The sequence below is a fragment of the Paenibacillus sp. Y568 genome (genome assembly GCF_059445545.1).
In genome coordinates, this window is sequence record NZ_JCAIUM010000028.1 from 21,894 (window position 1) to 47,104 (window position 25,211).

The 25,211-nt window shown below is 40.1% G+C and carries 25 protein-coding genes, 1 tRNA gene, 1 rRNA gene and 2 riboswitches; of the genes, 12 read left to right on the forward strand and 15 right to left on the reverse strand.

Annotated features, from left to right (window positions below):
• Positions 1–139 precede the first annotated feature (139 nt).
• Positions 140–517, forward strand: coding sequence for an ArsR/SmtB family transcription factor (locus AC1D7X_RS24295; RefSeq protein WP_495458649.1), 378 nt, complete (start codon positions 140–142; stop codon positions 515–517).
• Between the two features lie 6 nt (positions 518–523).
• Positions 524–2,716: a heavy metal translocating P-type ATPase gene (locus tag AC1D7X_RS24300; RefSeq protein ID WP_495476304.1), complete on the forward strand. Its 2,193-nt coding sequence runs from the start codon at positions 524–526 to the stop codon at positions 2,714–2,716.
• Between the two features lie 90 nt (positions 2,717–2,806).
• Here AC1D7X_RS24300 and AC1D7X_RS24305 read toward each other — a convergent pair whose 3' ends face one another.
• Complete coding sequence (locus AC1D7X_RS24305) at positions 2,807–3,313, reverse strand: YwhD family protein (RefSeq protein ID WP_495458647.1); 507 nt, start codon at positions 3,311–3,313, stop codon at positions 2,807–2,809.
• 153 nt (positions 3,314–3,466) lie between these two features.
• On the opposite strand from AC1D7X_RS24305, the gene AC1D7X_RS24310 reads away from it, so the two are divergent.
• The 6 genes from AC1D7X_RS24310 to AC1D7X_RS24335 all read left to right on the forward strand — a co-directional run bounded on the left by AC1D7X_RS24310 (position 3,467) and on the right by AC1D7X_RS24335 (position 9,289).
• Positions 3,467–5,452, forward strand: a complete 1,986-nt coding sequence (locus AC1D7X_RS24310; protein ID WP_495458646.1) for a M1 family metallopeptidase — start codon at positions 3,467–3,469, stop codon at positions 5,450–5,452.
• A gap of 11 nt (positions 5,453–5,463) precedes the next feature.
• On the forward strand, positions 5,464–6,288 hold the full coding sequence (locus tag AC1D7X_RS24315) for a hypothetical protein (protein WP_495476305.1): 825 nt from the start codon (positions 5,464–5,466) through the stop codon (positions 6,286–6,288).
• Positions 6,289–6,492: 204 nt separating this feature from the next.
• A riboswitch (cyclic di-AMP (ydaO/yuaA leader) is annotated at positions 6,493–6,631 on the forward strand.
• 4 nt (positions 6,632–6,635) lie between these two features.
• Positions 6,636–7,103: a C40 family peptidase gene (locus tag AC1D7X_RS24320; RefSeq protein WP_495458644.1), complete on the forward strand. Its 468-nt coding sequence runs from the start codon at positions 6,636–6,638 to the stop codon at positions 7,101–7,103.
• A 343-nt stretch (positions 7,104–7,446) separates the two neighbouring features.
• Positions 7,447–7,583: riboswitch (cyclic di-AMP (ydaO/yuaA leader) on the forward strand.
• A gap of 4 nt (positions 7,584–7,587) precedes the next feature.
• A complete protein-coding gene (locus AC1D7X_RS24325) occupies positions 7,588–8,058 on the forward strand; it encodes a C40 family peptidase (protein WP_495458643.1) in 471 nt (156 codons plus the stop codon).
• Between the two features lie 250 nt (positions 8,059–8,308).
• Complete coding sequence (locus AC1D7X_RS24330; RefSeq protein WP_495458642.1) at positions 8,309–8,809, forward strand: GNAT family N-acetyltransferase; 501 nt, start codon at positions 8,309–8,311, stop codon at positions 8,807–8,809.
• 123 nt (positions 8,810–8,932) lie between these two features.
• A complete protein-coding gene (locus tag AC1D7X_RS24335; protein ID WP_495458641.1) occupies positions 8,933–9,289 on the forward strand; it encodes a c-type cytochrome in 357 nt (118 codons plus the stop codon).
• A gap of 79 nt (positions 9,290–9,368) precedes the next feature.
• Here AC1D7X_RS24335 and AC1D7X_RS24340 read toward each other — a convergent pair whose 3' ends face one another.
• Entirely contained in the window at positions 9,369–9,701 is a 333-nt protein-coding gene (locus AC1D7X_RS24340; RefSeq protein ID WP_495458640.1) for a 4a-hydroxytetrahydrobiopterin dehydratase, read from the reverse strand.
• Between the two features lie 145 nt (positions 9,702–9,846).
• Positions 9,847–10,140 carry a hypothetical protein gene (locus AC1D7X_RS24345; RefSeq protein WP_495458639.1) on the reverse strand — a complete coding sequence of 98 codons (294 nt, stop codon included), beginning with the start codon at positions 10,138–10,140 and terminating at the stop codon, positions 9,847–9,849.
• Between the two features lie 195 nt (positions 10,141–10,335).
• Between AC1D7X_RS24345 and motA the strand changes: the two genes are divergently transcribed.
• The gene (motA, locus tag AC1D7X_RS24350; RefSeq protein WP_495458638.1) at positions 10,336–11,130 is read left to right on the forward strand and encodes a flagellar motor stator protein MotA; all 795 of its coding nucleotides are present in this window, start codon (positions 10,336–10,338) and stop codon (positions 11,128–11,130) included.
• Positions 11,120–11,941 carry a flagellar motor protein MotB gene (gene motB, locus AC1D7X_RS24355; protein WP_495458637.1) on the forward strand — a complete coding sequence of 274 codons (822 nt, stop codon included), beginning with the start codon at positions 11,120–11,122 and terminating at the stop codon, positions 11,939–11,941. Before motA ends, motB begins: the two co-directional genes overlap by 11 nt.
• A 104-nt stretch (positions 11,942–12,045) precedes the next feature.
• Here the strand turns inward: motB and rluF are convergent, their stop codons facing one another.
• A complete protein-coding gene (rluF, locus tag AC1D7X_RS24360; protein WP_495458636.1) occupies positions 12,046–12,747 on the reverse strand; it encodes a 23S rRNA pseudouridine(2604) synthase RluF in 702 nt (233 codons plus the stop codon).
• A gap of 19 nt (positions 12,748–12,766) precedes the next feature.
• Positions 12,767–15,058, reverse strand: coding sequence for a PAS domain S-box protein (locus AC1D7X_RS24365; protein ID WP_495476306.1), 2,292 nt, complete (start codon positions 15,056–15,058; stop codon positions 12,767–12,769).
• A gap of 318 nt (positions 15,059–15,376) precedes the next feature.
• Here AC1D7X_RS24365 and tadA point away from each other — a divergent pair, with 318 nt between their 5' ends.
• A complete protein-coding gene (gene tadA / locus AC1D7X_RS24370; RefSeq protein ID WP_495476307.1) occupies positions 15,377–15,877 on the forward strand; it encodes a tRNA adenosine(34) deaminase TadA in 501 nt (166 codons plus the stop codon).
• 33 nt (positions 15,878–15,910) lie between these two features.
• The gene (locus AC1D7X_RS24375; RefSeq protein WP_495458633.1) at positions 15,911–16,471 is read left to right on the forward strand and encodes a GNAT family N-acetyltransferase; all 561 of its coding nucleotides are present in this window, start codon (positions 15,911–15,913) and stop codon (positions 16,469–16,471) included.
• 99 nt (positions 16,472–16,570) lie between these two features.
• On the opposite strand, the gene AC1D7X_RS24380 is transcribed toward AC1D7X_RS24375, so the two are convergent.
• From AC1D7X_RS24380 to rrf, 10 genes are all read right to left on the reverse strand, one after another.
• The gene (locus tag AC1D7X_RS24380; RefSeq protein WP_495458632.1) at positions 16,571–17,644 is read right to left on the reverse strand and encodes a DUF6612 family protein; all 1,074 of its coding nucleotides are present in this window, start codon (positions 17,642–17,644) and stop codon (positions 16,571–16,573) included.
• Positions 17,645–17,870: 226 nt separating this feature from the next.
• Positions 17,871–18,023, reverse strand: coding sequence for a small acid-soluble spore protein P (locus tag AC1D7X_RS24385; RefSeq protein ID WP_495458631.1), 153 nt, complete (start codon positions 18,021–18,023; stop codon positions 17,871–17,873).
• Between the two features lie 33 nt (positions 18,024–18,056).
• A complete protein-coding gene (locus tag AC1D7X_RS24390; protein ID WP_495458630.1) occupies positions 18,057–18,401 on the reverse strand; it encodes a hypothetical protein in 345 nt (114 codons plus the stop codon).
• Positions 18,402–18,501: 100 nt separating this feature from the next.
• Positions 18,502–18,590 (reverse strand) — tRNA-Ser (locus tag AC1D7X_RS24395).
• Positions 18,591–18,690: 100 nt separating this feature from the next.
• Positions 18,691–19,974 (reverse strand): serine--tRNA ligase, encoded by a 1,284-nt coding sequence (gene serS / locus AC1D7X_RS24400; protein WP_495458629.1) that lies wholly within the window; start codon positions 19,972–19,974, stop codon positions 18,691–18,693.
• Between the two features lie 182 nt (positions 19,975–20,156).
• On the reverse strand, positions 20,157–20,741 hold the full coding sequence (pdxT, locus tag AC1D7X_RS24405; RefSeq protein WP_495458628.1) for a pyridoxal 5'-phosphate synthase glutaminase subunit PdxT: 585 nt from the start codon (positions 20,739–20,741) through the stop codon (positions 20,157–20,159).
• A 16-nt stretch (positions 20,742–20,757) separates the two neighbouring features.
• Positions 20,758–21,639 (reverse strand): pyridoxal 5'-phosphate synthase lyase subunit PdxS, encoded by an 882-nt coding sequence (pdxS, locus tag AC1D7X_RS24410; protein WP_495458627.1) that lies wholly within the window; start codon positions 21,637–21,639, stop codon positions 20,758–20,760.
• Between the two features lie 114 nt (positions 21,640–21,753).
• On the reverse strand, positions 21,754–23,157 hold the full coding sequence (locus tag AC1D7X_RS24415; RefSeq protein WP_495458626.1) for a D-alanyl-D-alanine carboxypeptidase family protein: 1,404 nt from the start codon (positions 23,155–23,157) through the stop codon (positions 21,754–21,756).
• 144 nt (positions 23,158–23,301) lie between these two features.
• Complete coding sequence (guaB, locus tag AC1D7X_RS24420; RefSeq protein ID WP_495476308.1) at positions 23,302–24,759, reverse strand: IMP dehydrogenase; 1,458 nt, start codon at positions 24,757–24,759, stop codon at positions 23,302–23,304.
• 331 nt (positions 24,760–25,090) lie between these two features.
• Positions 25,091–25,207, reverse strand: a 5S ribosomal RNA gene (rrf, locus tag AC1D7X_RS24425).
• Positions 25,208–25,211 lie beyond the last annotated feature (4 nt).

A 25,211-nucleotide genomic window follows, 5' to 3' on the forward strand; every position in this document is an offset into this window, starting at 1 on the left:
TATATCGTTTTTATTTTTATTAACAATCAAACATTCGTTTGATTGTTTCTGTTTTTGGGTGTATAGTGAAGTAACAATCAAATGAATGTTTGAATATTATTTAGAGTATCATCACATGTTGTAGGAGAGGAGCGTTCACATGAACCAATCCAAAGTTATAACTAAAATAAATGAAGATATATGCGAAGTTACCTGTGTCGATCATGACAAAATCAATCAGCTTCAAAACACCATACAAGAAGATGAAATTCTGGGCATGGTTGATATTTTCAAAGCACTAGCAGATCCAACACGCATGAAGATCGCCTTCATGTTAGATCAAGCACATGAACTATGCGTATGCGATGTTGCCGCTGTTCTGGGTAGTAGCATGGCAACCACCTCTCATCATTTACGCACTTTAAAAAATATGCACATTGCTACGTCACGTAAAGAAGGTAAGAATGTGATTTATTCGTTAAAGGATGATCATATCAGCACGCTAATTCAGATGACTTTAGAACATCAGAGGGAGTAGATGAACATGAGCACTAATCATAATAAACCTAAAGCTTCGGTTATATCCCATGTTGAATACCCGATTGAAGGATTATCATGTGCCAACTGCACCCGAGAGATGCAAGAAGAAATTCAGAAACTAGCGTATGGTTCGGATGCCAAATTAAGCTTTGTTAGTAGCAAGTTAACCCTCAACCCAGAAGTAGATCTAACAGGTGTTGAGCGAATCCTCAAAAATGATGGCGCACGTCTTATACGGAAGAATAGCGATCACAACAGTCACGACCATGTCCACGGACATGATCATGGAGACGGAGCTGGACATCAACACGAACACAGTCATGAAGGAAATCGTCTTATTCAATGGATGCTTGCAACATCAGCAATCGTATATCTATTAACTTTCATCTTGAATGGATTCATACCTAACCCTCTACTCATCACCTTATATATCATCGCTATCGTGCTAAGTGGCTATTCCACCTTCTGGCGTGGACTTAACAATCTGATCCATCTGAAGTTTAATATGGATACACTGATGACTGTAGCACTAACGGGAGCTGTTGTTATTGGGGAATGGAAAGAAGCCACTCTGGTTGCTATTCTATTCGGTGTGAATGAATTGCTCGAAGGTTACGGTATGGGCCGTGCCCGTCAATCGATGGAAGCCCTATTGGCAAATGCGCCTAAAGAAGCCTCACTTCTGCGCAATGGAGAGGTTACTAGCGTTCCTATCGCTACCCTTCGCGTTGGAGACCTCGTCCGTGTTAGATCAGGAGAGAAAATCCCTTCCGATGGCATTATATACGAAGGAAACAGTGCAGTTAATGAGGCTGCCATTACAGGTGAATCCTTGCCTGTTACTAAGAAAAAAGGGGATGCCGTCTACGGAGGCAGCGTAAATGCAGAAGGATTGCTGGATATTCGAATCGAGAAGGCTTACGAAGATTCATCATTATCCAAAATCATGCATTTAGTACAAGAAGCCCAAGAAAGTAAGACCCCTACAGAGTTATTTATAGATAAATTCGCTAAATATTATACACCTGCTATTATGATCGTTGCGCTCTTAGTCATCCTTGTACCTCCGTTACTACTCGGGGAACCATGGATGAAATGGGTCTATCAAGGACTCGCCATTCTCATTGTAGGATGTCCTTGTTCTCTCGTTCTCTCCTCTCCAATTGCTCTAGTAAGCGGAATGACCCGTAGTGCCCGTAATGGCATTCTAATCAAAGGCGGCGTACATTTAGAGCAATTAGGTAAGATCAACGCAATTGCATTTGACAAGACTGGAACATTAACTCAAGGTGTTCCCTCTGTTATGGAGGAAGTCATCTATGATTCAGAACGTTTCTATGATGTTTCTGGTTCATTAGAACAATCATCTCTTCATCCCTTGGCAAAAGCAGTCGTTCGCCATATAACACTTCAAGGTGAGTCAACACACTTTCCAGATTCACTGCAGTTAACAACCTTACCTGGATCAGGAATACAAGGCGAGGTTCAGGGAATGACCTACTGGATGGGTAACGAAGATATATTATCACATGTCGTTTCACCCCAATCAGAACAGATGGATCACGTGAAAAGGGATATTCTTCGCATGAAGGAGCAAGGGCTCACGTTAATCATTACAGTAGATGAGAGTCATGTACTTGGTCTATTCGGTCTTGCAGATAAAATACGGCCCGAAACCAAAGAAGTTGTCCATCAACTTCATCAAGCAGGTATTAAACAAACCGTCATGCTTACCGGTGATCATGAACAATCAGCGCAATGGATTGCTACAGAAGCGGGTGTCTCAAGTTATTATGCTGGACTACTACCAGAGCAAAAAGTAGATCAAATTAAAGTTCTCGCCTCCCAATGGAATGTCGCTATGGTTGGAGATGGCATCAACGATGCCCCTGCACTTGCGACTGCGCAGTTGGGAATAGCAATGGGTAAGGGAACCGATAGCGCTATGGAGACAGCCGATATCGTTCTCATGCAGGATCACCTTGGCAAGCTACCAAGTGCCATTCATATGGCTCGTCGGGTAAACCGCATCATAGGTTGGAATATTGGAATATCACTTGCACTAAAAGCTATAGCACTTCTACTTACGATCCCAGGCTGGCTTACCCTTTGGATCGCCATATTATCGGATATGGGTGCAACGATTCTTGTTACATTACTCGGAATGTCCATTCTACTTGGGAAAGACAAATCATAATAAATACCAATCACACAATCTATATTACAAAAAGGCATGCTATGAACTCCCACGGAGAACATAGCATGCCTTTATTTATTTCAATACGCATTAACCTTCTAACGCTTGTTTAAATTCCTCAGGTGTATCTGTCCACCATTCTTCATTACGAGTCATTAACAGATTCTTAAGGGCTGCCTTATCCTCTGAACTCATTCCTTCTAACATGATTTTACGCTTCAAGGCCGAGTCTAGCTTATTAACATGTTCAGCGAGGATCTTATACCCTCTACGAGCTTCCGTATCAATCCACATCTCACATGCCGTAGCTCCCGCGTAGAAGCGTCCTTCTGGTGTACGATCCACAGCTACCCATACAACCCACACTTGACGACCATTTGGTACATCTTCGCGATTAGCAGAGAACTTAATCCCCTTCTCCACTTTACTCTTTGCGTGCATAGCACCCATATCTACCTTGGCTTCGCCTTGATCAATGATGACTGGAGACACATTGTTCAGATCAATAGAACCCGCTCCGAATCCCGTATGTTTGCTCTTACTACTTACAATATTCAGGGCAATTTGCTTCTTGCCCATTTTTTCATTGTTATCCATTTTATCATTGTCCTCCCACTACAAAACAGAAATACAAGCTCATATTTCCGACTTCAGCTATTTATAACTGTTATTCATTTTATTTTAACTAATAATTGCCGAATTGCAAACATATACATGCTGTAGATGCTTGTCAACGGGAGGTATTCATGTATGGCCCCAGCTCGCTCCAAAATAATTGTAATCATAATTGTTACCCTGTTTCTTCTTAGTGGTACCTGGTGGTGGACGCTACTCAGGGATTCACCTGATTCAGAGTTGGTCTTCACGCCTAATACGGCCAAGCCTCCAGTTACAACAACGATGCCCCCTCAAAAAGAAAGTGTACAACATCCTACTGCTGAGATCCTGAGTAAGCGGATTGTTGAGTACCATCTGGATGTTTCTTTAGACCCTAATGAAAAAGTTCTAGAGGGATCAGAGACCCTTACATGGACACATCCAGGAAAAAACACAGTTACCGAACTTTATTTCCACATGTATCCGAACGCTTTCTCTTCTATGGATACTACCTTTATGAAGGAATCGGGTGGAAAACTACGGAATGACACCATGCCTACGAATGGCTTTGGCTCCATGACCCTTACAGAGCTTGAGACAACAGAAGGACTCTCTCTTATGCATCGTATTCAGTATGTACAACCTGATGATGGCAATAGCAAGGACACGAGTCTTATTAAAGTACGACTTCCCCGCCCGGTAAAAGGTGGAGAGAGTATCACACTTAATATGAAGTTTCAAGTGAAGCTCCCTCAAATATTCGCTCGTATGGGGGTCGCAGATAACTTCTTTATGGCTGGACAATGGTTTCCTAAGATTAGTGTCTACGAGCCTGCTGGTTTAAGAGGACGCGCTACAGAAGGTTGGAATCTCCATCAGTATCACGGTAACTCTGAGTTCTATGCTGATTTCGGTATCTACAATGTGCGTATTCATGTTCCAGAGAACTATATTGTAGCCGCAACAGGCTTTCCAATTAAATCAGCACGGATTCTCAAAGGCGAGAAAATTTACCAGTTCTATGCTGATGATGTGCACGATTTCGCTTGGTCTGCATCTCCTGACTTCGTTGTCGCTGAGAAGCCCTTCTCTTCTCCTGAAGTGCCTGGCGTTCGAATCAAGCTGTATTTAGACCCAGCCCATAAAGATATGAAGGAAAGGTATTTCTATGCTGCTGAGACGGCATTGAAATACTTCAGTAAATGGTACGGTCCCTACCCTTACTCAACACTTTCTATCGTGGTTCCCCCGGAATCCGGAAATGGTGCAGGAGGAATGGAATACCCGACCCTCATTACAGCCTTCGGTGCTAAGAACGACTCACCGGGTTATGAACTGGAACGAACGGTTATTCATGAGATCGGACACCAATATTTCTATGGGATGATTGCTAGTAATGAATTTGAAGAGGCTTGGTTAGATGAGGGATTCACCTCCTATGCAGAAGATAAGTTAATGGAGCAAGAATTTGGGCTCATTCCTAACCTTCCGGTACAAGCCGCAATGATCTCGCCTACTACACTTACACAAGAGGCATGGAAATACGGCTCACAAGACATTTACGCCCAGAATGTATATTATCGCGGCAAACTAGTGCTAAAAGGCATAGAGCGGCAAGTAGGGAACCAGACGATGAATAAAATTATGGCTACCTATACCAAGAAGTATCGATTTGGTCATCCCTCCACACGAGACTTTCAAAAAGTTGTGGAACAAGTTACACGCAAATCGTGGCAAACCTATTTCAATCAATATGTCTATGGCAAGCAAATGACAGACTTCGCCATAGATGACATCACCGTACAGAAAAAGGAGAGTAGTTCAGGAACCATATACGATTCAAATGTGACCGTTAGTCGACAAGATGGTAATTATCCTAATATCCCCATCCTTTTTACATTTGCAGATGGTCATACCCTCAAGAAAGTATGGAAGGGAAATGGAGATATCGCTCAATTTAAGCTCCAATACAAGTCGCCCCTATCCTGGGCCATGATTGATCCTCAATATACACTTGTGTTAGAGAACAAATATATCAACAACTATTTAAAGGCGGATCTCGACGTCAAGAAGGTATCCCGCTGGAATATTAGTGTCACCAAGTTAGTGGAAACACTGCTTGGAAGTCTATCCTGGTGAGGTGAGAGACGGTGAGGAGCAATATCGCCCATGGTTGGAAAAGTCTAAAAAATCAATTCTACGTCGTCATCATTCTATTTCTGTACCACTTGCTATTCGGATACTTTCTATACCGTTTGGTGAATTCGGCGGTAGTACCGCTACTTCAACGCTATCCTGATCCACCCCCCAATGAATTAAGTCAGATCTTATTCTATGTCGAAGGACAGATGGGCCTTGCCCATAGCCACACGGTTCATAACTATCTCTGGATTCTGTTAGGAATGCTACTATTACGAATGGTTCTTACTCCTTTTATTCATTCTGGTATATTTTACGGTCTCCACCAAGAACGTAAGGGAGAAATGGGTGCTTTCTTCTTTCAAGGCATGAAGCGTCATTGGAAACCTGTCATGTTATTCTATTGGATTGAAACAGTATTAGTTCTCATTCCTGCCTATTGGTTAGTACCGAAACTGTATTCCATGGCTATGACCGGACTTATGTCCCCTGGTATATTAACTGAAGCTATCCCCTGGTTAGTTGGGTGGTACATATACGGCTATATCATCCACCAGATTGTATTGTACATGCAATTTGGCTCAACTGGAGATGTCTCTATCTTCTCATCTATATGGATATGTTTACGACATGTCCTGGCCGTGATTGGAATCTCTCTTCTCCTGGGAGGACTAAATCTACTTCTCTTTTGCTTATTCACTGGCTTTTCTCTTTTTTGGACGGGAATACTCGCGCTCATTCTGCAACAAACATATCCAGTAATATCTTGTCTATTTAAAATGTGGAACATCACCTCACAGTATAATTTGTGGGCAACCAAGCTTATAAAAAAATAAATATATATTTGCATATTATATCTTTAGCCCCCTGATACAAGAAGAAACCCACCTTTTTTGGATGAAAAAGGTGGGTTTCTTCTTGTCCTATTGTGTGGTTTAGGTTTGCCAAAGTGTAAAACCTCTGTTAAACTCATTTAGTAACAACTTTGTAATCTTTATTACGACCTCTGAAATTTATCATCGTAGTTTGTCACTTTCAGGTGCACGAAACAGCCAAATTCCTAAGCACCAGGAAACGGGGGAACCATTTTATGGGTGAATTGATCTCGAAACAGAGGGATCATAGGAGACCTTCTACCGAACCCTTAAGCTAACCTCGTAGGCATTGGAAGGGGAACAATGATTTGAAGAAGAATGTAGTCGCTACAGCCTTGAGCGTGGCTCTTGCATTGACGATAGGAACGGGTAGCGTATTTGCCGATTCAAAGATGGACTCCGTGATTGACAATACGATTGGAGTTACATATAAAACGGGTGGAACAACCGCAAATGGATTTGATTGTTCTGGCTTTACTCGTTATGTATTCTTAAAATTAGGCGTGACTTTGCCACGTCAGTCTGTTTCTCAGTACCACACAGGTACCGCTGTATCGAAAAGCCAAATGAGACCTGGCGACCTGGTGTTCTTTAACACTTCAGGAAAAGGTGTATCTCACGTCGGGATATTTGTAGGTAGTGGAAAATTTGCACATGCCTCTTCTTCACATGGGGTAATTGTTAGTTCACTTTCAGAAAGCTACTATTCTAAACGTTATGTTGGCGCAAAAAGAGTAATGAGTACTTCTAAATATCAAGCTGCAGCTTATAACTAAATATAATGTGCTAAATTATTAGGACCCTTAGATGAGCTGAAGTCTCTCTAAGGGTTTCTTATATACTAAGACGTACGAAGTCAGAAAAAGTTGACGATTAACCAAAATGTTTTTTTATAGTTAAGAGTCAGTTTAATTTCCAACACATAATCCCCGCCCATTAAATACCATAATTAAACAATTAAGGACACGTATTCTAGTAATCTACCTTTATTTTGTAAAATGTTAGATAAATTCCATCAAAGTTTACAGAAACAATTGCCAAACTCCCATTCCTTTGTTACAATAAATCCAGTAAGTTTTTAGTAACAACTTTGTAATAAGTTTTGTAATCATTTAATGTTAATTATATCTGCCGAATTCCCAATTATGGGAAGTGGGGGAACCAGTCTTGGGTGAATTGATCTTGCAGCAGAGGGATCATAGGGAACCTTCAACCGAATCCTTAAGCTAACCTCGCAGGCACCGGAAGGAGTTAACTTTTTTGAAGAAGAAATTAACAACTACAGTATTAGGATTAACATTATTATTTTCAATTGGAACTGGTAGCGCTTTCGCGGATTCTACACTAGATGAGGCTATCAAACCAACAATTGGTTCTGCATATAAGGGCGGCGGAGTTAACACTAATGGATTCGACTGTTCTGGATTCACATTGTACATATTCAATAAACTAGGTATTGATTTACCTCACCAATCCGGATCTCAATTCAGTATGGGAACTGCCGTTAGTCGTAGCGATTTAAGAGAAGGCGATTTAGTTTTCTTTAATACAAGTGGCAAAGGTGTTTCACACGTTGGAATCTATGTTGGTAATGGTAAGTTTGCACATGCCTCTTCATCCAATGGTGTTATCATTAACTCACTCAGTGAATCCTATTATGTCAACCGCTATGTTGGTGCCAAAAGAATTATGAGTAATACTACGTATGAGTCTGTTGCTACAGACAAATAGTTTTTCTACAACCCGACCTGTGGATGAGATCCTTAATCTCAACTACAGGTTTTTTTATTTGTCACATTTGTACCTAACTCTCAACTGACTAAACTACTAACATGTCATCATATATTTATTCATATACTTATGATAAGTTGCCCATACTCTTCATTAACCACCCTGCTGATAAGTAAACAGTTATTACGTACAGCATTGTACATATTTATTATGAACTCCTTCATTTCATTCAAAGAAAGGAACAATCAATATGACTAACTCACCATTTATCATAACTTCTATGACCACTGAACATGCTCGTGCTATATCTGAATGGGTTTACCCACCTCCCTACAGTATTTATGGATGGATGCCCTGGAATCAGATGGAGGAGCTTCATATTGAGTTTGGAGATCCAATGCTTCGGAAGGAGCAATATGCCTCTATCATCAACTTGAATGGAGAGTTATGTGGTTTCACTCAATTCTTCCCACTAGAAGGGGTGACAAGGCTTGGTATTGGCTTACATCCTAAATTATGTGGACAGGGAATGGGAAACTTGGTTGTTCAATCTATTGTGCATGAGGCGCAACGACGGAAACCTCAAGATGAAATTGACTTAGAAGTTTTAACTTGGAATATACGTGCTATTAAGGCATACCAAAAGGCAGGGTTTGAAATTACAGACACATATGAACGCATGACTCCAGATGGGAGCAAACCATTTTATTGCATGGTTTATAGTAATACCTGCGATAACCATGATAAATAGCACATATTCTACTGATTATCGCAACAAATATTGGAATTTAATTCTCTTTTTTGACACAAATGCTTCCAGTTCCGCTATAATATAATCATCAGCTTAATAGCTTACATAGAAAGGACGAAAAAGATGCAAAAGTATATCATGAGCGGTTTCTTTTTTACTGCCTGTGTTGTAGCCATTGTACTTATGTTTACACTTCCTGGTAAAGAGCAAGTAGCAGAGGAAGCGAAACCTAGCATGCCTGAAGTTGTATTAGATGCTACTGTAGCCGAGTCTACTATTAAAGCAAATTGCATAAGTTGCCACGGGGATCAACTGCAAGGTGGGGTAGGTCCAAACTTACAGAAGATTGGTAGCACCATGTCAGCTGAAGAGACATATGCTCTTGTAAGTAAAGGGAAAGGCATGATGCCTTCTTTTAAAGGAAAACTAGAAAATGAAGAAATCGCCAACGTGGCCCAGTTCTTAGCTCAAAAAAAATAACCATATCTAATAAAAACAGGTATCCACCTATTGGCGGATACCTGTTTCTTTTCAAGAATCACTTCTGATCTCTATCTCTTCATTTGTGCTTCATCATTTCTGCTTCACGTTCTCTTTCACTCGCACACATTTTCTCGTATGCCTCATTGTACTGGCGAGCTTCTTTCATATCAATAGCGGTAAGATATCCTTCATCCCAAGAGGTAAGACGGAGAATTACAGTTTTGTAGTTAATGGTGATTAGAGGATGATGGTTAAAGGCTTCCGAAATAGTAGCTACTTCGTCAACGAAGGAAATTCCTTTCATAAAACTAGAAAATATATATTTACGTTCTATAAAGCGCTCCTCGACCAATTTCCACCCCTTAAGCAGATTCATATGTGCATCTAATTGTTCTTTTGTATATGTCACTCTTTAGGCTGCCTCCTTTCTAAACCACAATCTATTCCCCGGGTTCACCAAGAATACTTATTACCCTCTTATTCATCTGAACAATTCATATAACCTCTTATCATTGTATTCTCACAATATATTTTCATGCGCAACATTTCTCTTATTAGATTAATGCTACATAAGCAAGTTCTGTATCGCCAATTAACACATTAATTCGGTGAGTATCCTGATCATGAATGACAATCCCACTTCCAACTGTAATGACAGGTTCTGTACCTAGCCCATAAAATAAATCCTCAGCTAATGCCTCCATCACCTCATGTTTATCCTCTTCAGGTAACTGTGCCCATTCATCTGCCTCCATCTCGAAAAATAGAAAGCTATCTTCAATCTGGCCTACAGCTACCGTTAACTCTTTTAGAATTTCATCATACTCGCGACCATGTTTCACACCCAATTTATACCCCTCCATTAGTCTATTTAACAATACTTTTACAATTCATTTCATTATACAGTAAAAAAGCCCTTAAATAAAAAGCCCATTATGACGATAAATAATATAATGCGTCTCTTGTGCGACAGTCCATCATTATTATTTTTCAAATGGCAGCATGAAAGGATTCAATTCAATTTCTCATGGATGAGGTGTACAATGGAAATTTCAACGATTATTGGTTTAATTCTAGGTATTGTCTCAGTACTTGTAGGTATGGCGCTCAAAGGAACACCACTGGCAAGCCTTTTAGTACCCGCTGCTTATATCATTATTTTGGGAGGTACGGCAGCTACCCTCTTTATTGGTTTTCCCATGTCAGAGCTCAAAAAAATCCCAAAACTAATTAAAATTGTTTTTGTAAAACAGCAACTCATGGATCGAAAAAAAATGATTACACTCTTTATGGAATGGGCTTCTATAACAAGACGTGAGGGACTACTTGCATTAGAAACAAAGGTTGAAGAAATTGACGATGATTTCTTACGCAATGGTATGCGAATGATCATCGACGGAAACGACCAAGAATTTGTTCGTGATGTATTAATGGAAGATGTCAATGCAACCGAGGATCGTCACAAAGCTGGAGCCCTCATTTTCTCCCAAGCCGGTATGTACGCTCCTTCTCTAGGGGTATTGGGTGCTGTTATTGGTCTTATTGCCGCTTTGACTCAAATGGAAGATATGGTGAAACTTGCAGAGGCTATTGGAGCCGCCTTTCTTGCAACGATGCTTGGTATTTTCTCTGGATATGTTTTGTTTCATCCAATTTCTAACAAGCTTAAACGTTTATCAAAAACTGAAGTGGAACTTAGACTTATGATGATCGAAGGTCTGTTATCTATTCAATCTGGTGTATCAACCATCGCTATTAACCAGAAACTGTCCGTCTTCTTAACCCCTTCTGAACGTGCAGAGATCAGACAGAAGGAGGGTGACTCAGGTGAACAATAGGACTAGACGTGAAGAGCACGAGGAACATGCTAACGAGACATGGTTACTCCCTTATGCAGACCTTCTTACTCTACTTCTAGCTCTCTTTATTGTTCTGTATTCCATGAGTGCAGTTGATGCCAAGAAGTTCGAAGAGATGAGTGATGCCTTCAATTCTATCTTCACTTCTGGAAGTGGTGTGCTAGACTATGAATCGCCTACCCCCACTCAAGAAGATTCATTAAGTAAGATAACTACCAAGAACAATGACGATCTTACTTCTAAAAAGGATACTCTGAAGGAACAGCAAGCACTGCTTAGAAAGCAAGAACAGATCGATTTAGAAAAATTAAAAAATCAAATTGATCAATATATTCAGAACAGTGGACTTACAAGCCAGCTTGAAACCAAGCTTAACCAGTCCCAGTTAATGATCACTATTAGTGACTCAGCATTATTTCCATCTGGTAAAGCTACGGTCAAACCAGAATCCAAGCAATTAGCTGCAGCCATATCAAATATGTTACAAAACTTCCCTGACTATGATATTGTCGTCTCAGGGCATACAGATAATGTTCCGATCTATAACACAGATTATGAATCCAACTGGGATCTAAGTTCTGATCGAGCATTACAATTCATGAAAATACTTCTATTGAACAGTAATCTCGATCCTAAAAAGTTCACTCCTGTTGGTTATGGTGAATACCATCCAATCGTAGATAACAATAATAATGTGAATCGAGCTAAGAATCGTCGAGTTGAGGTATCTCTCATACGGAAGTACCAAGACCTCGAGAAAGTATTGAGTGTTACAGACGTTAAAGATTAATAATAAGAAAAACGCCTATATCAATAGGCGTTTTTTCTTTGTCTACAAAGATGATACAGATAGCTTGATCGTCTTCTGTAACCATCCTGTATATTATGCATGGTTTACTCTAATGTGTAATTCAACAAGTTCCCAAGGACCTGCTTCTCTTCCGTTGTTAGATCCCACCACGTTCCCACTTTGTGATCTCGAAGCTGTATATTCATAATTCGGACACGTTGAAGATCGGTAACCTCGTATCCAAATGCCTGACACATCCGGCGAATTTGTCGATTCTTACCTTCTGTTAAAATAATGCGGAATTTCCTCTCAGCTAATTTAGTTAACTCACAGGGGCGTGTCATTTCACCAAGGATCTTCACACCTGACGCCATCCCTTTTACAAAGGAGTCCGTTACAGGGCGATCTACACTCACTAAGTATTCCTTCTCATGTTTACCCTCAGCTCGTAAAATTCTATTTACGATATCTCCATCATTCGTTAGAAGAATTAAACCTTCAGAATCCTTATCCAATCTTCCTATAGGGAAAATACGCTCTGAATGACCAACGAAATCTACAATATTCCCTTGAATATGTAACTCTGTCGTACATGTTATACCAATGGGTTTATTTAAGGCAATATAGACATGCTTCTTTTTCGAAGCCAAAGGCTCCCCATTAATTCGTACGTCATCACCTTCCTCAGCTTGACTGCCGAGTACTGCTAACTCTCCGTTTATTGTTACTTCACCGTTCTCTACCTTTTTATCCGCTTCTCTACGAGAACAGAAGCCTGTCTCGCTGATGAATTTATTAATCCTCACTTACTACTCACCTCTATGTTTAGTTATTCGCATCGTTAATCTGTGTGGATATCGGGAGGAGTATTTTAATCAGAGTTCCTTTATCAACTTTACTCTCTACCTCAAGAATCCCTTTGTGTCCTTGGATAATTCTTTGACTTATCATGAGCCCGAGTCCTGTCCCACTTTCTTTGTTGGAAAAGAAGGGTTCTCCAAGTTTCGATAACATTTCCTCAGGAATGCCTACACCTTGATCCTGAATAGATATTTGGACATAATTTGAGTCTGAAATCGACAAGTGAATGGTAATGACTCCCCCTAATGGCATAGCCTCCATTGCATTTTTAAGGACATTAATAAAGACCTGCTTTAATTGATTCTCCTCACAATGAACTCTAACCTCAACTTCAGGAAAATCATACTTGAACTCAGTATCACACAAATGAGCCTGACTATCCAATAAGGATACCACATCTTCTAATATCAACCGAATATCTTTTTCCTGGTATAATACAGCCTGAGGTTTAGCCAGAATTAGAAACTCACTAACTATAAGGTTTATACGATCTATTTCGGAAAGCATAATATCTATATGGCGTTCATTCAGTTTCTTATTTTCCTTTTGAAGCTGCATAAATCCGCGAAGTGTCGTCAATGGGTTACGAATCTCGTGTGCCACACCCGCAGCGAGTTCGCCAACCGTAGTCAGCTTCTCAGAACGTCGCAATAATTCCTCCATCCGATTACGTTCTGTCATATCCCGTGAGACACTGATTAAGGAGACAATATGGCCATCTTTGTCCCGAACGGTTGACGTGTTTATGCTGACCTCCACCATAGATCCGCCTTTCCTTACATGGACAGTCTCCATCGGTTGTGGATGTTTACCATTTAAGATTTGTTGAATTCTCTCTAACTCTTCGAACTCTAAGTGGTTGGGTATAATGTTTAGCTTCCGTCCTATTACCTCATCATTTCTCCAACCGTACAGCTCTTCAAATGCCTTATTTACTTCAATAATATTTCTATATATATCTACCACATATATGGCGTCTGCCGTTTGATTGATGACCGATTCTAAGTGCTCTTTTACAGAACTCTTCTCTTCTATGGTCTTCTTTAATTGGTTCGTATTATAGTTCATACTGTATGCCAATGCACTAATTCGAGTAGATAGGAGACCTAACTCATCTGTTGAATGTACGGCTAAATATGTATTAAAGTTGCCATTCTCAACATCAATCAATTTTTGAAGAATTAATTGAATGGGTCTAACCATATATCTAGCTAATAAATAAGAACCTACTATGCTCATAATAAATAAAACTAAAGAAATATAAATTTGATTGACTGCCCGTTCCTTTGCATCAAAAAATATGGACACCTTATCCATAACAATACTAATGACATATGCAGATTCATCATGCCTGATCGTAGGTATAAAACTTTTTAAAACTTGAGTACCATGAATAGTCTCCTCAAGTAAAACACGTTTACCATTAGTCATGACTTCTATAATGGCTTCCCTATCATGATCTATATTACTGTAGTCATAGGTACCAAAACGAATAGGTCGATTGCTAAGTTTAAAAATTTGGCTACTGGAATTAGCCGTTAGTCTACTACTACCAAATGTTAAAGGATTAATCCCTGTGATCTCTAATACCTGCTTATTATTTTTTAAAGTATCTGCTATGGTATCCTCCAAACTCACCATTTGCTCCGACTTGTTGGTAAGAGTATTATACATATAGGTATTTATGATATAATTTCGTTTACCGTCATAATAACATCCCGATTTATGCATGTTGTAGGGATATGAAGTAGAGTATTCAAAGGGCCCTGCTAAGAAATGATCGAAGTTGATCTGCTCAGAAGAGACTTCCTCTATATGATCGAACAATTGGAAAAGAGACCTCTTCCCGTACCCTAGACCTACACTAGATTGTCCCACTTCTGTGGAATCAGATGATTTCGTAACAATGACATCGTCACTCGTCCGAGATAGTAAAGAAATGCGTGATAAACCCATGTCCTTGCTAAGTTTAGTCAGTTGCTCATTAGTAATATTAGTGATCTCAGCATCTAACTCATTAGAGACTCTGATTGAGCTAAGCCGGAGGTACTCTTCCAACTTTTGTTCTACATGATCAGCGCTTTCTTGACTTTGTTCCATTGCAATTGCAATTTCCTCAGCAATCGACATCATCTCTGCCTCAGTATCTTTTTGAAGCTTATTCGTATTCATATGATAAGTTAATGCGATATTCAAAACTAAAATCATCAGAATGGCACTAGATATAACTACGGTTAATTTTATTTTAATAGACAAGAAACAATTCACCTCTTGGCATTGGCAACAAGGGGTCTTGGTGATCAATGTAATATTTGCCCTATTCTACATATAATACCGCTATCCCATGATTTTGAAAAGCATTGATAAGAGTCGCAGCTTCTACAACAGATAGAATTGGCTACACTATTCATAAAAGCCAAATAGTTTATCCACATACCAACAGTTTTATATTTATTATGTGTATAACTTTGTTGATATATTTTAAGTTATGCACAATGTTGTGCACATCATGTTAACAACCGAATATTTGTTCGTCAGAAACCGTCATTTTTTACGTTAGGAGGCTACTATATAATGAGTTATCCACAAAATACCCCCATATGGAATTCATCTATGGATCAGACCGTACATGAATATTGGATGCAACAAGCTATTCTTTTAGCAAAAGAGGCCGAAGTTCTCGGTGAGGTTCCCATTGGAGCTATCATTGTTCGGGGTGATGAAGTTGTAGGACGCGGATATAATTTAAGAGAACAAACCTTGGATCCAACTGCACATGCAGAAATGATTGCCATCCGCGATGCTAGCCAATACCTTGATGCCTGGCGCCTTCTAGAATGCAGATTATATGTAACACTTGAACCTTGCCCTATGTGTGCAGGAGCGATCGTGCAGTCCCGCATACCCCAGGTGATATATGGTACAACCGATCCTAAAGCAGGCTGTGCAGGTACATTAATGAATCTCCTGCAAGAACCCCGCTTTAATCATAGAACAGAGGTCATTCCAGATGTGATGCAGAAAGAATGTGCACAATTACTAACCGAATTTTTCCGCAGACTACGCAACAAATAACTTATATACAATATAATTGGAGGCATTTTTTCTGTGAACGTTACCTTTCATGAACCGATTACTGGTATCTTTATTCGTCCCTTACAGTTAAATGATAGTATGTCCTTATTAAATCTACGACTACGTACAAGAACGATTTATGCAGCCTTTGAACCTCGTCAATATGACGACTTCTATACCCATTATGAACAACAACAAGTTATATTACGCCGAACGCAAGATGCAGAGAATGATCATGCCTATATGTTCGGTATCTTTAATCGGAATAAGGACCTCATTGGGCAAATAACCCTCTCTAATATAGTTCGTGGTGTAGGTCAGTTCGCTGATATTGGTTATTTCATTGATCCTGAGGAGAAGAATAAAGGTTATATGACCGCAGCATTAAAATTGACTCTCCAATATGCCTTTCAGAGTTTGGGGCTTCATCGCATCCAGGCAGCTATTCTAACTCATAACCAGCCTTCCCGTCGTGTATTAGAGAAATCTGGATTTCAACCAGAAGGCATAGCTCGTAAACTTGTAAAAATAAATGATCAATGGCAGGATCATCAGACATTTGCTATTCTTGTAGATGAGTTTAACCCTTCTTGAGACATTAGATAAATGTAGGACTAATAAATTACAATTCAGTTTTAAACACAAAGATACCCGCACATCATGATGTGCGGGTATCTTCTATTAAGAAACTAATTAATTTCCCATTTCCTGTTGAAACTGTTCCATTGTGAGGACGTCGTCGCCAGCAGGAATACCAATTTTAAATGTTTGCTTCTCATTGATCTTACTGTACTGAGATGAACCCTTCATTGCAATTTTCACATCTTGTTTTGTTTCCGCATCATTCACTTCGATATTCATTACGAAATCTTGATATGTTGGGAAATCTTTTTTATCAACTGCTGTATTCATATGAAAAGCATTAATCTTCAATTGAGACTTTAATTCTTCAAGACTTTTATTAAATTCATCTTTATTAGTAGAATTCAATTGATCCTTCGCTTCTTGGATGTCTTCAGTAGTCAATCCAAGAGTCTCACGGTACTCATCTTTACTAATGATATTAAGAATATTAGGCATTACTTTATCAACTAAGATGGTGATTGCCTCTTTTACATTATCATTTGTAACAGCAAATTGAGCAACCTGTTTAGCTTCTACACCTTCAGGAAGGTTAGCATCTTTAACTTTAATATCTTTGAAATATTTAGCTTCATCATATTCAGCAAAGAGTGCATTAGATAATTCATTCGTTAATTTTTGTGTTTTTTCAGGGTTGAATGTATCTAGATTAAAGCTAGTTCCTTCTTCTGCTGCAATCTCTTTTAGATCTACTTCAACATATTTATTTACAACGTTCTCAGGAATCGGAAGGAAAGGAATACTTGGTACTTTAATATAAAGTTTTTCCTTAGTCATTACCATTGGAATAGTAAAAGTCATTGCCATATCACCTTTTAGATTTAACCCCATGGTTAACTCTGTTTGCATCGGATCCGCTTGGTATACTCCATCAACTGTTAATTCAGCATTCTTGAGCATACTCATCACTGCACCCATACTAGCATCGTCTACTAAATCTGGTGCTGTGATATTCAATTCTTCGATAACTACCTTACTCGTCATTTCATAAGAATTCATCTTCATAGCATTCCCCACAGAGCTTTGCATTGCCTCTTTCGGGTTCTGCTTACTGTTACAGCCAGATAACACGACTGTCATTGCTAAGAGCAACGTCAGCACGATTGCTGCAAATTTCTTATTCATTTAGTTCTCCCCCTTCAGTCTGTAACTATAGTCACTTTATTAATCATAACCTAATTTTCTGACGCGCGAAACAGTTTGTCGAAAATAATTTACCGAAATATTATATTTTTTTCTTATATTTTCATAATATAATACTTTATTTGAACCTCTCCCATAATAACGTAAATAACACCTTAGTAAAGAACTAAGGTGTCTCTCAGTTTTCTATTCATTTGTCCCTTATCGGTCAACCCTGTTTGTTCAAGTGATCTACATGGTTGCGGTTCTTTACTTTCTTGGACCCAGAAAGTGGCTCTTGCATTGAGTTTGAGTCATTCTCATTTCGATGCTGGCGCTTCTCCTGTGCTTCAGGAACAGGAATTGTTTTTGGTTTACTCATCGTGTTCACCCCGTTTCTAAGATACCCCTTATCTTAAGAAGGGTCTGTTACATCATGTAATGATTGAGCACATTCATGAATATGACGTGTATAATCTCCAGCTAAGCTCTGAATAACTTCGGTATGCTCATCTACAGAGCGACCGTCTCGTTCGACATCCACTAATTCGACCCCAACCTCACGTGGATCCTTATAGGTACATTGGAAGTCGAAGGAATAAGCTTGTCTTCCAGCCGTACCTATATGGATCCTAATGCTGTTAGAATCGCTCTCATCAGCCATTACAGTTGTTTGGTCAGATGGATGAAGAACAGTAGGTAATTTAGACTGCCATGCATTTACAAGCTGATTCTGATTCAATTGAAATTGTTGGTCCATGAAGAACACCTCCCCTTCCTTATAAGTTGTGATAAGGGGCATTTTTTTATACAAAAAAACCATTCTCATTTACTGAGAATGGTTAGTAATTTAATAATAATGGCGGAGAGGGTGGGATTCGAACCCACGTGGAGTTGCCCCCTAACGGTTTTCAAGACCGCCCCGTTATGACCGCTTCGGTACCTCTCCAAACAGTTACTCAGTTGTTTTTGATAGATAATTAATCTCTAACAACAAAAACTATCTTATCACAACTGAATAACATAATGCAAGCTTTTTTTTAGAATAATTATTTTTTCGGTGAAATGACTTTAATGTTTCCCATATAAGGTTGAAGAACCTCAGGAATCAGAACACTGCCATCTTCTTGTTGATAGTTCTCAAGAATCGCAGCAAACGTACGCCCAACGGCTAGTGCAGAACCATTCAAAGTATGAACGAATTCTGGCTTAGACTTCGCTTCCTGACGGAATCGAATGTTAGCACGACGTGCTTGGAAGTCCTCTGTATTCGAGCAAGAGGATATCTCACGATACATATCGCTCTCAGGAAGCCACACTTCTAGATCATAGGTCTTTGCAGCTGAGAACCCCATATCCCCTGTACTTAGAGCTAATACTCGATAAGGTAGCTTAAGAAGCTGTAGTACTTGTTCTGCATCGGCAGTCATTTTCTCCAATTCTTCATAGGAGGAATCCGGATGAACTACTTTCACAAGTTCAACCTTATTGAATTGGTGCTGACGAATAAGCCCACGAGTGTCTCTACCTGCAGATCCAGCTTCAGAACGGAAACATGAACTATAGGCAACAAAACACTTAGGCAAATCCTCCAATGTAAGGATCTCATCACGATAATAGTTGGTCACTGGCACTTCCGCGGTCGGAATCAAATAATAGTCCGTATCTCGAAGTTTGAACAAGTCCTCTTCAAACTTCGGAAGTTGCCCCGTGCCGCGTAAGCTGTCGCCATTTACGATATACGGTGGAAGTATTTCTTCATAACCGTGTTTGTCACTGTGTAAATCCATCATAAAGCTGATTAGAGCCCGTTCTAGACGTGCTCCCAACCCTTTGTAGAAGGTAAAGCGAGACCCCGTAACCTTAGCTGCTGCTTCGAAATCAAGAATGCCTAGATCTTGTGCGATATCCCAATGTGCTTTAGGTGTAAAATTAAAAGCTGTAGGTTCTGCCCAACGACGTACTTCTACATTGTCAGCTTCTGATTTACCCAGCGGTACCGATTCATGAGGAATATTAGGGATCGCCATTGTTAAATCAGCGATACTCACTTCTAATTCTCTCACTTCTTCATCAAGGCCTTTAATCTGATCAGATACTTCACGCATTTCTAAAATTAAAGATTCTGCATCTTCACCATTCTTCTTGCGTTTAGCCACCTCACCTGATACCGTGTTTCTACGACTCTTCAGAGTTTCACTCTCTAGTAACAGTTCTCTACGGCGTCCATCTAGTCTAGGGAAATCAGCAATCAAATCGAGGGACTTACCTCGTTTCTTTAATGCTTCTTCCACCTTAGCATAATCACCGCGCAATATTTTTACATCTAACACAGGAATACCCTCCTCAAGAAAAACAACCTCAACCCCTTGGTCAAATAAATGATTCCCCCAAGCATCCACATCGTAAACGGAGCCTCTTCCCGGAAAAAATTTATCTGTTCATCAGCCATATCCAACAAGGAATTACAACTGAATCCATAAAGGTCAAGGTGTTCTTATTAACATTCTGTAATTTAACTGATACTACACTGACTTGCTCTAATCATATCCACAAAGTATTGATGTAGACGATAGTCATCCGTCAATTCTGGATGATACGAAGACACCAACAGATGTCCTTGTCTTGCTGTAACGATCTCATCTTGATATGTGGAGAGAACTTCAACGTGATCGCCTACACTCGTAATGAGCGGCGCTCTAATGAACACTGCTCTAACAAGTTCATCGATACCCTTCACACTCAAGTCTGTCTCAAAGCTCTCACGCTGACGCCCAAAGGCATTTCGCGCGACTGTAATATCCATCAACTCTAGATGTGCCTCATCTTGGCCTTCAATTCTCTGAGCAAGCAATATAAGGCCTGCACATGTTCCAAATATAGGCTTACCAGCTGCTGAGAACTCGCGAATAGCTTCAATAAAACCATAATTACGCATGAGTTTACCGATCGTCGTACTCTCACCACCAGGAATGATTAGCCCCTGAACATCTGCTAGTTCCTCAACTCTTTTCACTGATAATCCTACAGCACCTGCAAGTTCAATGCTACGAATATGCTCTTTGACAGCTCCCTGTAATGCTAATACTCCAACCTTCATAACAAGACCTTCTCTCTTACCAGCCGCGGTCTTGCATGCGCTCAGAAGGTTGTAAAGACGAAATCTCAATGCCTTTCATTGCAGCGCCCAGATTTTTAGATACTTCTGCAATTAATTTATAATCTTGGAAGTGGGTTGTGGCTTCCACGATTGCACGTGCGAATTTCTCCGGATTCTCCGACTTAAAAATACCGGAACCTACAAATACGCCATCCGCACCTAAGTGCATCATCAAAGCGGCATCTGCTGGAGTTGCAACACCACCTGCTGCAAAGTTAACAACAGGTAATTTGCCTAACTGTTGAACTTCTAGCAACAAGTTATGGGCAACACCCAAATTTTTTGCTTCAGCATACAGCTCGTCCTTCGACATATTCTGTACTTTACGAATTTGACCATTAATATGACGCATGTGACGTACAGCTTCAACAATGTTGCCTGTTCCTGGCTCACCCTTGGTACGAATCATCGAGGCACCTTCACCAATACGACGTAGGGCTTCCCCAAGATCTTTTGCACCACATACAAAGGGAACCGTGAAATCCCACTTATCAATATGGAATACCTCATCTGCTGGAGTTAGTACTTCACTTTCATCAAGGTAGTCCACTCCAAGAGACTCTAACACTTTTGCTTCTACGAAATGACCGATGCGTGCCTTCGCCATCACTGGAATGGATACGACCTTCATAACCTCTTCCACAATCGTAGGATCCGCCATACGAGCAACGCCACCTGCTGCTCGAATATCGGAGGGAACTCGTTCTAAAGCCATGACAGCTGTTGCACCTGCTGCTTCAGCAATTTTAGCCTGCTCTGCATTCATGACATCCATAATGACGCCACCTTTTTGCATTTCTGCCATACCTCTTTTAACACGAGATGTTCCCGTTTCCATGTTTACGCCCCCTGAAATATATATGGTCAATTCATTACCTCTTCATACCAACTTCCATGATGAAAGAAATGAACGGTAACTCCAATAACGACGAATAAGCGTATTATATTGATATTAGAAAAGATTTTTAATTTCGTCAAACAAATCGACAAATAAATCTTTAATGGCACGGAACAATAAACGGAACCATCCACCTTTTTCAACTTCATCAGCAGTTACCAGATTAACGGTCTTCTCCTGTGCTTGATTCATACCTTCCACTTTATAAGTGTAGGTGATGGTACCTACCTTGGTACCTTTAGCTATAGGAGCTACAAGCTTACTTGAATCCAAAAGAGTAACCTTAGATGTAACCGCAGGATTAGTTGTTCCTTTAGGAACCATAAAGTTAACATCCGATTCTGTTACAATAGCCACATTGTTCTCTACACCCTTTTTAACGGGTACAGTTTCAGTTCCCTCTACGACAGTCTTAGGAGCAATTACCTGTTTAACCTCGAAGTTATTAAATCCGAAGTCTAGCACTTTCTTCGTCTCAACAAAACGAGCGGCATTCGTCTCAGCTCCCATGACAACACTGATCAACCTCATGCCATCTCTTTCTGCAGTACCCGCAAAACAGTTCTTTGCTGCATCCGTATGACCTGTTTTTAATCCATCTAACCCTGGATAGGCATATGCCTTAAAGTTAGTTATATCCTTATTAGCTTCTAACATCCAGTTGTAATTAATGATCGGCTTAGTATCACGATCACGGAATTGGTATGACTGTACTGCCGTAAATCTAGAAAAGTCAGGATGATCTTGTACGATAAATTTCGCAAGTAGAGCCGTGTCCATAGCAGACATGACTGTCTCCTTATCTTCACTTGGTCTGAACTCTTCTGGCATATCTATCCGACTGAGGCCTGTTGAGTTAATGAAGAAAGCTGTCTTCATTCCCATACGCTTGGCTTGCTCATTCATCAGTTTAACGAAAGCTTGTTCAGAACCAGCAACACGTTCAGCTAAAGCCACAGTAGCATCATTGGCAGAACCAACAGCCATTGCTATGTATAATTCCTCAACCGTATGTTGATCACCTTCAGCCAAGAAAATACGTGAACCAATCGTTTGTTCTGAATTTTTACCTACTGTGACAACGTCGTCCCACTTCAACCTACCTTGCTTAACCTCGTCTGCTACGATATATTCCGTCATCATCTTTGTCATACTCGCAGGAGGCAAAGCGATGTCACTATTAACGGATAATAAAATTTCCCCCGTAGTAGGTTCGATAAGTACAGCTGATCTTACTTCTAATCCTAAACTAGCTACATCAGGAATACTGACAGCATTAGAAGCTACTTCAGGCTTCGTAGGTACAGTCACCTTTGCCTCTGTTTTCGTTGCTGACTCACCTTCAGCCATCACCACTAAAGGTAATGATGACATGCAAAACATATTTAATAGCATAACCGTAGCTATACTTTTCTTAAGCCATTTACGTCTACTAATTCTTACTGCTCTGTGTTTCAAAGAATATAAACTCCTCTCTATCTCTAACCAATAATAGTTTGCTCATCTTATTCTAACACAGCATATACATCAAAAAAAGACAGACAGAGCGAATTTCGCCCTGTCTTTAGTATAAGTCTGTATCGAAATATCGAAATTTCGGAATTAAACCGAGTAATTCGGTGCTTCTTTGGTAATTTGCACATCATGTGGATGACTTTCACGAAGTCCTGCTCCCGTGATTCGAATGAATTGCGTATCATTACGAAGCTCGTCCAATGTCTGAACACCACAATACCCCATTCCCGAACGAAGACCACCAATGAGCTGAAGGATTGTATCTGAGAGCGGCCCTTTATAGGCAACACGACCTTCAATACCCTCAGGCACCAATTTCTTATCATCATCTTGGAAATAACGATCTTTACTTCCCTGTTTCATAGCGCTGATTGATCCCATTCCGCGATATACTTTATATTTACGTCCTTGATATATCTCTGAATCTCCAGGACTCTCTTCCGTACCCGCAAACAAGCTACCTAACATTACAGCATGTCCACCAGCTGCGATGGCTTTCGTAATTTCTCCAGAGTACTTAATACCACCATCAGCAATAATTGGAATGCCATACTCTGCAGCCACCAATGCGCAATCGTAGATAGCCGTGATTTGTGGAACACCAATTCCAGCAATAACCCGAGTTGTACAGATTGATCCTGGTCCAATTCCCACTTTAACGACAGATGCACCAGCTTCAATCAATTCCCTTGTCGCATCCCCAGTAGCTACATTTCCAGCGATAATAGTAAGTTCAGGATGATTGTTGCGCAATTCGCGAACAGCATCAATAATGTTAATGTGATGGCCATGAGCAGAGTCAATTGTAATGACATCTACACCAGCGTTAACCAATGCCTCTGTACGCTCCAATGTATCCTTCGAGATACCAATTGCAGCACCCACCAAGAGACGACCTTGTGCATCTTTTGCAGCGTTAGGGAACTGAATGACTTTCTCAATATCTTTAATAGTAATAAGACCCTTAAGCGTGTTATTAGCATCCACTAACGGAAGTTTCTCAATTTTATGCTTCTGCAACAGAACTTCTGCCTCTTGAAGCGTCGTTCCTACAGGTGCAGTAACTAAGTTTTCTTGTGTCATCACATCACTGATCTTGATATTGTAATCATGAATAAATCTCAAATCACGATTTGTCAAAATACCTACCAGTTTTTTGTCCTCATTAACAATGGGCACCCCTGAGATACGGAACTTAGCCATAACTTGTTCAGCGTCTGATACTAAATGGTCTGGCGTTAGCGAGAATGGATTCGTAATTACACCACTCTCAGAGCGTTTCACACGATCCACTTCCTCAGCCTGTTGTTCTATCGACATATTCTTATGGATGATACCGATTCCGCCTTCTCTAGCGATAGCAATGGCTAGAGCAGCTTCGGTTACTGTATCCATACCCGCACTGATTAGTGGAATATTCAACTTAACGTTTTTGCTCAATCTTGTGGACACATCCACTTCCTTTGGCAAAAATACAGATTTACGAGGTACTAGTAGAACATCATCAAAAGTTAAACCTTCCTTACCAAACTTATCTTCATGCACCTTAAATGAGCCTCCTCTTTTTTCATCAGTGTATCAAATAAAACCTTATAAATAAGGTTGAAAATGCATTTTCTGAAAATATATTATTGCCATCTTAGCAAAGGGGGTTGGGGCTGTCAAGAATATCGACAAGTTTCTTTATATATCATTCCCAAGTCCTTATTTAAATAACACTGTCCCCCAGAGGAGGACAGTGTTATTTAAAATTAAATGCTCTTGTTCCATTCAACATTGTATATTACCTAGGAAATACTAATTATTGTTTGAACTAACAGAACTTTATCATAACAAAAGAACCACCATTGATTGAAATCAATAGTGGTTCTTGCGTGCTTGGCGGCGTCCTACTCTCCCAGGACCCTGCGGTCCAAGTACCATCGGCGCTGGAGGACTTAACGGTCGTGTTCGGGATGGGTACGTGTGGAACCCCTCCGCTATCGCCACCAAACGGG